A 7665-nucleotide genomic window follows, 5' to 3' on the forward strand; every position below is an offset into this window, starting at 1 on the left:
TTAACGCGAGCCCATCAGAAGGCCTGCGGACGCCACTTCAACAGACGTCGCTCCAGCGCGTGCAACAACCAGTCCGCCGCCAGCGCCACCACCGCCAGCACGATCATGGCGGCAAACACGCCGCTGGCATTGAAGGCGCCCTGGGCGGTCGAGATCAGCAGGCCGATGCCCTGCTTGGACCCCAGGAATTCACCCACCACCGCGCCCACCAGCGCAAAGCCGAAACTCACGTGCAGGCTGGCCAGGATCCACGACAGCGCCGAGGGGATCACCACGGCCATGGTCACCTGGCGGCGCGAGGCGCCCAGGATCTGAGCATTGGCGATCATGTAGCGGTCAGCCTCGCGCACGCCCTGGAAGGCATTGGCGAACACCACGAAGAACACCATCACCACCGCCAGCGCCACCTTGGAGGCCATGCCCAGGCCAAAGGCGATCACGGCCGATGGTCAGTTCACGCTGATGGAAGGCGAATGCATGGGCGCTTGCGGTGACGCGCCGACCGAAGAGCAGATCAAGGAAAACCTGATGTTTTCCGGGGAAAAGGTCGGCGATCTGATGAAGATCTCGATGACGCCGCAAGATGCCAAGGCCTGGTTCGGTGCCACACCGCCCGACCTGTCGGTGATCGCCCGCGCCCGCGCATCGGAAGCGGGCAGTGGTCCGGACTGGATTTATACCTACCTGCGCAGTTATTATACGGACGACACTCGTCCCACCGGCTGGAATAACATGCTCTTCCCCAACGTTGGGATGCCGCATGTGTTGTGGGAATTGCAAGGTATTCGCAAAGCCAAGTTCGTCGACGAGAAGGATCCTCATGACGCGAACAAGACCATCCACAAGTTTGCCGGCTTCGAACAAGTCAAGCCTGGCAAGATGAGCACGGCGGAATATGACAACAATGTCGCCGATCTCGTTGCTTATTTGCAATGGATGGGCGAGCCGGCGCAGAATACGCGCAAGCGGCTGGGTGTCTGGGTGCTGTTGTTCCTGGGTCTCTTCTCGGTATTGGCGTGGCGTTTGAACGCGTCCTATTGGAAGAACATCAAGTAAAAACGTACAATCACGTATCCGCGCAGTTTTTGCGGAATTGCGTATCGGGGTGAGCGTTATGCGTCTCGCCCCCCTTTTGTTTTTAGGGCTCTGAAAAAATGATGGTTCTCTACTCGGGCACGACCTGCCCATTTTCGCAACGTTGCCGCCTTGTCCTGTTCGAAAAGGGCATGGATTTCGAGATCCGCGACGTTGACCTGTTCAACAAGCCGGAAGACATCTCGGTCATGAACCCGTATGGCCAGGTACCCATCCTGGTGGAGCGTGATCTGGTGCTGTATGAATCGAACATCATCAATGAATACATCGATGAGCGTTTCCCGCACCCGCAACTGATGCCGGCCGACCCGCTCATGCGCGCCCGTGCTCGCCTGATGCTGTTCAACTTCGAGAAGGAACTGTTCGTCCACGTGCACACCCTGGAAAATGAAAAGTCCAAGGCGGCCGAGAAGAACCAGGAAAAGGCCCGTCACGAGATCCGTGACCGCCTGACCCAGTTGGCACCGCTGTTCCTGAAGAACAAGTACATGCTGGGCGACGAGTTCTCCATGCTGGACGTGGCCCTGGCGCCGCTGCTGTGGCGCCTGGATCACTATGGCATCGAGCTGTCGAAGACCGCCGCTCCGCTGATGAAGTATGCCGAACGCATCTTCTCGCGTCCGGCCTACATCGAAGCGCTGACCCCGTCCGAAAAGGTCATGCGCCGTTAAGCTGGTCCGGCTGCACTGCCGCTCAGGCGGCGGTGCAGTTCACAGAAGTTCATATTGCTTTCCACCCCGGCCTTGCCGGCAGATGCGGTTCTTACCGGCGCATCGCACACCACACCAGTCATGCCAGAAGTCTCCACCAAGCCTTATTTGCTGCGCGCCATCTACGAATGGTGCACCGACAATGGCTACACGCCGCACATTGCGGTGGTCGTCGACAGCCGCACGCGGGTGCCGATGCAATTCGTCAAGAATGGCGAAATCGTCCTCAACATCAGCTTCGAGGCCACCAGCGGCTTGAAGATGGAGAACGACAACATCCATTTCAGCGCCCGTTTTGGTGGCGTGTCGCGCGATATCCTGATTCCTGTGGAAAATGTGATCGCCATCTATGCCCGTGAGAACGGCCAGGGCATGGCCTTCGAAGCGCCGACACCGGCCACCGCCGCAGAGGCAGAGCAGGCGCCTGAGCAGGAAAGCAGCGCGCCGGTCCTGTCATCGGTGCCTGTCTCCGAGCCGGAAAAGAAGCCTGCCGAAGGCAGCGACAAAGGCGATGACGATCCAGAACCACCGAAAAAGGGTGGTCGTCCTGTACTGACCCGCATCAAGTAGGCTATAATCGCCGGCTGAAGTTTTGCTGGCTTAGCTCATCTGGTAGAGCACCTGACTTGTAATCAGGGGGTGGCGGGTTCAAGTCCTGCAGCCAGCACCAGTATCTAAAAGGCTCTCCGACCGGAGAGCCTTTTTATTTTGCTTCGCAACGCGCTTTTTTTTGCGAAGCGGCCTGTTTTTTGGTGATTTTATGCAGTCACTGAAATCGGATGATTTTTACTCGCAAAAAATAGCCCAAATTAATTGGGCTATTTTTTTCTGACTACGTCCGCTTCTGGCCGATTGCGGTCAGTCTTTCCTAAACTCCCAGTTGATTTTAGAGCATTGGGGAACCCCAGAGCAAAAGACACTCAAACATCCATTGCCTGAAACCACCATCCATTCACGCATTTCAAGCTCTAATTCTTGGAGCTCACACTCTTCCGATAACCAGCCGCCTTCGAGCACCTCGATGAGATGGCTGCCATGAGGAAATTCTTCGGAACGTATGTAGCGATGTAAAGCCAATTCGTCCAAAAGGCGGAATCCTTCTATGGGTGGGGGAAAGGAAATTCTAAGGCCACTGACGGTATTTTGGCTTCTGGAGCAAGCAAGAATGACCACGAGGTCGCCTTGATCATTAAGAGTGACGGATGAAATATCGGAATTCGGCGCAACGCCATCGATCGCTAAAAAGGAACGTGCTTTGAAGCGTTTTGTTTTCATTTGAAGCTCGGTTCGATAATGCCAAAAAATGGCTGGCTAAGAGGATATTGGATGGCCGCTTCTGGCCGATTGCGGACATCGGGAACTGTAGCAAACCTGTAAGCAAGAGATCGCCAGTTCTATTCCACCCATCTGCGCCAGTACCGAAGCGGCTTGCAGTGATGCAGGCCATTTTTCTCCACAAAACAGTATTTTGCGGAGCAGCTGGATTTCAATAAGTGCTTGCTTAGCTTTTTTTCGGGGCGCCGACATCAAAACCATCGTAACTTCTGATGCACCTTTGCTTTGCCAAAGCGGAAAAATCAGTATTTCTCTGATTTAGAGACTCCGGAGTGTGTACTTCACTCTTTTCAACATGCAAAGTGAAACTCTTCCCGTTGAAAAAGAGCTCGACCATGTTGTAGCCGTTGGTACCAAGGTAGTTTGAAAGTTCAGATAACTTTGACTGACTAGGATCGACGAAAAAGTAACCCCATACCAAGGGAGCTGACATATCCCATTTTGCCTGGTTCTTTATTTGGCCAAACATCCCTTGGATCTTTTCAAGGGAGATATTGTCGTTTCGTGTCTCACATTCCTCCGCCAGCGCCGATGTCAGTGAGAGCGCCATGAGTATTGTGATAACAATATTTTTCATAAAAGATTTCTTGATTAATCGATGCTTCTTCTGGGGGACATACGCTTACTTCTCTTTTAGACGTCGGCTCCTGGCCCATAGCGGACTACCTATCGCTGACAATATCTGTCAAATCGTCGTAGAAGGCCGGATACGCATCATGAGAGGCGTAATAACAAACGAACTCAGCCTTCGTTATTCTTGAACTGCGCTTCTTGCTCATCATTTCCAGCAACTCGACTACGCCGTCCGTTTCGAGAAAATAAACATAGCCGTCTTGCTTGACGTGCGCAGGAATCCCCCCGTTACTTTCCATCTGTACTATCACAGCCTCACTACTTTGATGAAATGGTTCACGAGCACATACGACTGAATTTTCCGGCATCTGTGCCGAGAGGAAGATCGCATCAACAAGCTTCATTGGGAATGATAGAAAAAGACCTTTGGTAGGTAAGTAGCATCCGGTAATCCAAGCGGAAAGTCTTCTGCATTGTTAGTGACAACAATAATTCCGTTGTGCTCGATTCTATCGAGAAAAACGTCAACATATTTCACGTTCTTTACTCTCTGTGACTATGAGATAAATGTCCGCATTTGGCCGATTGCGGACATCGGCAACTGTAGCAAACATTCGTATCTGGCAATGAAAATTCCGCTTCGCAATCGTCGAGCGACCGGCGCCCAATAAGGGCTTGCGAGGCGCTAATTTTCTTGATTGCGAAGCAAAAAATGAGCTAAGTCTTTGATATAATTGAGATTCGCGCCGGACTTGTAATCAGGGGGTGGCGGGTTCAAGTCCTGCAGCCAGCACCAGTATTTAAAAGGCTCTCCGACTGGAGAGCCTTTTTATTTTGCTTCGCAACGCACTTTTTTTGCGAAGCGGCCTGTTTTCTCGTGATTTTATGCAGCCACTGAAATCGGACTATTTTCGAGTGTGAACTAAGATGTAGACACCGCTCGCCGCAGCCCAATCTTGGGCCACCCTCTCTATCCCAGGCGACGTAAAAAAGAAATGATAAGTATCATCCCAGCTTTCGTAAAATGCGCAGCTCAGTTCCGGTAGCACCACATGGAAGTTCCGATGTTTAAAGGTTTTTCCACCGTTTGGTTTGCAGTAGCCGGCCAACACTTCCTTTGATTTAAACGCTCGAAATACTGCGTGGTCTTTGCTGCGGCCTCGCATGGCAAACGATAAAACTTCAGTATTGGAAATCATCGTTTTGCAAAATGTGTCAAGAAGTCCGTTTCGACGCTTTTGTTCTTCGATAGGAATGTTTTCTAACAGCTTGCAGGCATCTTCTCGTGAGAGCCAGTGATCGAAGACAGAAACCGAAATAACTTGAACGTCTGGACGCTTTTCATCCCTATTAAGGCTGTGAAGCCATCTAAACGTCTCGCCCAGTTCTATTTGCCGATGACGAGGCACGTTGAGGAGACGGCGATTGGAAATCAAATTTACTCCTTAATAGCGAACGACTGTTCCTGGCCGATTACGGACACCGTTCAGACGTTGTTAAGCGCCAGTGATAGTCGAGGATCGTTCATCCAAACAAAATCAGAAACGGAAAAGGCTTCTTTCGCACGACCAGAACTAAGTGCGTCCTCGCGCAATAGCATCCGGCCCAATATTCCCTCGTGTGCCCAGCGTGATCCAGGTGCATCTAAAACCCGACATCCTGGGCCGCCATTGATGACTCGCCCACTCAGGGCTACACACTCCTTTGCAATCGTATCAGCACCATCGCCCCAGCCTCGAATGCTTATCGCCATGGCACCGCAATTCTCAGGAAGTGACCCGGTAAAGGTACATGCATACACTGCAAATGCTCCGTCGCCGTCATAACCAAATCCCCGAAACGTCTTTGTTTCGTGCCCGCACGTGTCGCAATGACCGACTACGGCCTCACTTCCTTGTTCTATCCGAAAAAGATCATTCATGTTTATCTCATGGGGATCGATGTCTATTCCTGACTGTCAGCTGCGGTCAGCAACACGTATCGAAGCCAGCGCACTCAGAAAATCTCTTGGCGCGTCAGAATGCTGAGCGAGTCCATCAGCAGCGCTACTCACATAGAAATCTAAGAACTCTGAAACCGCGCCATCACCACGTGCCACATAGGCCGCAGTAAACGCTTCCATGCAACGATATGCATCCCGAAGCGAGATCACTTGGTCGAATTCAGTGTCGTTCAGATCAGTTTTCATATTATGTTGCAAAGATTAGTGGAGGGCTGCTCTTGGCAGGAAGCGGACGTCTATTAGTTCTTGCAAGACCAAACGTGCTTTAACTTGATTGCTTCAATACCCTCTGGCATTGCTTCGCCATTCTCGGAGCCGTACGTAACATCAAAGCGGGACAAATAGCCATCTGCATCAGCAAACAGGAGAATTGCAATTCCACCTCCAAAATTGGACTCGAACCCCAATTCGCAGAACGGTGTTGATTTCGACTTCAAGGGACGTGTCAGCTCATTGCGCGGGACATGGAAGTCAAATCCATGGCAGCCACAATCGCATAGGGCGACGATGCTCCCGGCGTTAATTTGGGCGAAAACGATTTCTCGCTCGGGTACTTCCTGCTCCTTCACGAGATCAAGCCATTCTCTCGCTGCGCTCAAGCTATTAGGCATTCCTCATTACCTTCTTGTCAGTTTCATTAGGTCCGCTTCTGGCCGGTTGCGGACCTCTGCTGATACATGAAAAAATCAATAAAATAATCTTCAGCAGTTCAACATCAACATTTCGAAATACGTTTTCTTTTTGAAATTTATTTCGGGAAGAATATATTTTTTCCCGTTCCACTCTATCTCTGAGGGATAAACCGAGAAATCGGAAAAGCCACGTGAGGCGTATTCGATCAGTAACGAAAAGTCCTGCTTCTTCGCAAGGCTACTGAAAGTCGTCTTTCTCAATACTTTTTGAGGCTGTAATTTTGCTGGATAACTCGATACCAATATGGCTAGCGGTTGAGACAGACGCACGAGTGCCTGTCCGTCCAGGGTTTTTACACGTATTAAGTCCGGATCAATTGTAAGAGACATGTTTTCCGGGATTGTCATTGATAACCTGAGAAATATTGAATCGGATGCTGCTGGATTCATTTCTCTAAGTCCGTTATAGCTAAGCGTAACCCCGATGCGAAAAGCGTCAAGGTCTAGGCTCGCGATTTGAGGTGCTCCGTATCGGCCGTTGCAGAATCCTTTACGAGCGACGATACCTGATCCCGAAGGTTCGAAATATGTTTCCTTGACCGGCAGACAGCCGGTCACTACCAACATCGTAACGGCAGCAAGACAAATATTTCGAAGAGTATTGTACGGATTGCTCATTGCGTCGTTTTTTAAGCCATCAATGGTTTTGTATCGGACCGCTACTGGTCGGAAGCGGACGTCTATTAGTTCTTGCAAGACCAAACGTGCTTTAACTTGATTGCTTCAATACCCTCTGGCATTGCTTCGCCATTCTCGGAGCCGTACGTAACATCAAAGCGGGACAAATAGCTATCTGCATCAGCAAACAGGAGAATTGCACTTCCACCTCCAAAATTGGACTCGAACCCCAATTCGCAGAACGGTGTTGATTTCGACTTCAAGGGACGTGTCAGTTCATTGCGCGGGACATGGAAGTCAAATCCATGGCAGCCACAATCGCATAGGGCGACGATGCTCCCGGCGTTAATTTGGGCGAAAACGATTTCTCGCTCGGGTACTTCCTGCTCCTTCACGAGATCAAGCCATTCTCTCGCTGCGCTCAAGCTATTAGGCATTCCTCATTACCTTCTTGTCAGTTTCATTAGGTCCGCTTCTGGCCGTTAGATGCCTACTCAAGCCCTAGTCCGCTCGCAATAGCCTTTGAGTTCTACGCATGACTTATCAAAGTGTTGATAGTAAGCGCTGCAGAAAGCTTCCTCATTGTCAGAGAGTTGCAGCCAAGATGACAGCGCTGAAAGCTTTGCGTCTTGCGCAAAAC

At 50.9% G+C, this 7665-nt stretch carries 12 protein-coding genes, 1 tRNA gene and 1 pseudogene; 4 read left to right on the forward strand and 10 right to left on the reverse strand.

All coding sequences use genetic code 11. The features are described from left to right. Nucleotides 1–14: 14 nt before the first annotated feature. Nucleotides 15–440: pseudogene (locus tag I5W_RS23735) on the reverse strand (ABC transporter permease); the annotation flags it as partial. On the opposite strand from I5W_RS23735, the gene I5W_RS23740 reads away from it, so the two are divergent. The 4 genes from I5W_RS23740 to I5W_RS23755 all read left to right on the forward strand — a co-directional run bounded on the left by I5W_RS23740 (nt 418) and on the right by I5W_RS23755 (nt 2475). Next, nucleotides 418–1056: a cytochrome c1 gene (locus I5W_RS23740; RefSeq protein ID WP_083893621.1), complete on the forward strand. Its 639-nt coding sequence runs from the start codon at nt 418–420 to the stop codon at nt 1054–1056. The pseudogene I5W_RS23735 and the gene I5W_RS23740 overlap by 23 nt on opposite strands. 98 nt (nt 1057–1154) lie before the next feature. Continuing rightward, nucleotides 1155–1766 carry a glutathione S-transferase N-terminal domain-containing protein gene (locus tag I5W_RS23745; protein WP_017453790.1) on the forward strand — a complete coding sequence of 204 codons (612 nt, stop codon included), beginning with the start codon at nt 1155–1157 and terminating at the stop codon, nt 1764–1766. 120 nt (nt 1767–1886) lie between these two features. Next, nucleotides 1887–2375: a ClpXP protease specificity-enhancing factor gene (locus tag I5W_RS23750; RefSeq protein ID WP_044531100.1), complete on the forward strand. Its 489-nt coding sequence runs from the start codon at nt 1887–1889 to the stop codon at nt 2373–2375. Between the two features lie 24 nt (nt 2376–2399). Continuing rightward, nucleotides 2400–2475 (forward strand) — tRNA-Thr (locus tag I5W_RS23755). A gap of 188 nt (nt 2476–2663) precedes the next feature. On the opposite strand, the gene I5W_RS31660 is transcribed toward I5W_RS23755, so the two are convergent. The 9 genes from I5W_RS31660 to I5W_RS23780 all read right to left on the reverse strand — a co-directional run bounded on the left by I5W_RS31660 (nt 2664) and on the right by I5W_RS23780 (nt 7462). Continuing rightward, on the reverse strand, nt 2664–3080 hold the full coding sequence (locus I5W_RS31660; RefSeq protein WP_148289187.1) for a hypothetical protein: 417 nt from the start codon (nt 3078–3080) through the stop codon (nt 2664–2666). 226 nt (nt 3081–3306) lie between these two features. Further along, entirely contained in the window at nt 3307–3717 is a 411-nt protein-coding gene (locus tag I5W_RS23760) for a ribonuclease E inhibitor RraB (RefSeq protein WP_050010719.1), read from the reverse strand. Nucleotides 3718–3802: 85 nt separating this feature from the next. Further along, nucleotides 3803–4117 (reverse strand): hypothetical protein, encoded by a 315-nt coding sequence (locus I5W_RS23765; RefSeq protein ID WP_148289188.1) that lies wholly within the window; start codon nt 4115–4117, stop codon nt 3803–3805. A 501-nt stretch (nt 4118–4618) separates the two neighbouring features. Beyond that, entirely contained in the window at nt 4619–5149 is a 531-nt protein-coding gene (locus I5W_RS31665; RefSeq protein WP_148289189.1) for a hypothetical protein, read from the reverse strand. A gap of 50 nt (nt 5150–5199) precedes the next feature. Then, a complete protein-coding gene (locus I5W_RS30495) occupies nt 5200–5634 on the reverse strand; it encodes a hypothetical protein (RefSeq protein WP_083893620.1) in 435 nt (144 codons plus the stop codon). Between the two features lie 36 nt (nt 5635–5670). Then, nucleotides 5671–5901 carry a hypothetical protein gene (locus tag I5W_RS31670; RefSeq protein WP_148289190.1) on the reverse strand — a complete coding sequence of 77 codons (231 nt, stop codon included), beginning with the start codon at nt 5899–5901 and terminating at the stop codon, nt 5671–5673. A 53-nt stretch (nt 5902–5954) separates the two neighbouring features. After that, the gene (locus tag I5W_RS23770; RefSeq protein WP_044531102.1) at nt 5955–6326 is read right to left on the reverse strand and encodes a hypothetical protein; all 372 of its coding nucleotides are present in this window, start codon (nt 6324–6326) and stop codon (nt 5955–5957) included. A gap of 90 nt (nt 6327–6416) precedes the next feature. Then, the gene (locus tag I5W_RS31675; RefSeq protein ID WP_148289191.1) at nt 6417–7025 is read right to left on the reverse strand and encodes a hypothetical protein; all 609 of its coding nucleotides are present in this window, start codon (nt 7023–7025) and stop codon (nt 6417–6419) included. A gap of 65 nt (nt 7026–7090) precedes the next feature. Further along, on the reverse strand, nt 7091–7462 hold the full coding sequence (locus tag I5W_RS23780; protein WP_044531104.1) for a hypothetical protein: 372 nt from the start codon (nt 7460–7462) through the stop codon (nt 7091–7093). Between the last annotated feature and the right edge of the window lie 203 nt (nt 7463–7665).

This window comes from Herbaspirillum sp. B65 (assembly GCF_000333555.1).
Lineage (GTDB): Bacteria > Pseudomonadota > Gammaproteobacteria > Burkholderiales > Burkholderiaceae_D > Herbaspirillum > Herbaspirillum rubrisubalbicans.

Coding starts and splice junctions, on each gene's coding strand:
- I5W_RS23740 (WP_083893621.1), top strand. CDS start 418: ATGCCCAGGCCAAAGGCGATCACGGCCGATGGTCAGTTCACGCTGATG.
- I5W_RS23745 (WP_017453790.1), top strand. CDS start 1,155: ATGATGGTTCTCTACTCGGGCACGACCTGCCCATTTTCGCAACGTTGC.
- I5W_RS23750 (WP_044531100.1), top strand. CDS start 1,887: ATGCCAGAAGTCTCCACCAAGCCTTATTTGCTGCGCGCCATCTACGAA.
- I5W_RS31660 (WP_148289187.1), bottom strand. CDS start 3,080: ATGAAAACAAAACGCTTCAAAGCACGTTCCTTTTTAGCGATCGATGGC.
- I5W_RS23760 (WP_050010719.1), bottom strand. CDS start 3,717: ATGAAAAATATTGTTATCACAATACTCATGGCGCTCTCACTGACATCG.
- I5W_RS23765 (WP_148289188.1), bottom strand. CDS start 4,117: ATGAAGCTTGTTGATGCGATCTTCCTCTCGGCACAGATGCCGGAAAAT.
- I5W_RS30495 (WP_083893620.1), bottom strand. CDS start 5,634: ATGAATGATCTTTTTCGGATAGAACAAGGAAGTGAGGCCGTAGTCGGT.
- I5W_RS31670 (WP_148289190.1), bottom strand. CDS start 5,901: ATGAAAACTGATCTGAACGACACTGAATTCGACCAAGTGATCTCGCTT.
- I5W_RS23770 (WP_044531102.1), bottom strand. CDS start 6,326: ATGCCTAATAGCTTGAGCGCAGCGAGAGAATGGCTTGATCTCGTGAAG.
- I5W_RS31675 (WP_148289191.1), bottom strand. CDS start 7,025: ATGAGCAATCCGTACAATACTCTTCGAAATATTTGTCTTGCTGCCGTT.
- I5W_RS23780 (WP_044531104.1), bottom strand. CDS start 7,462: ATGCCTAATAGCTTGAGCGCAGCGAGAGAATGGCTTGATCTCGTGAAG.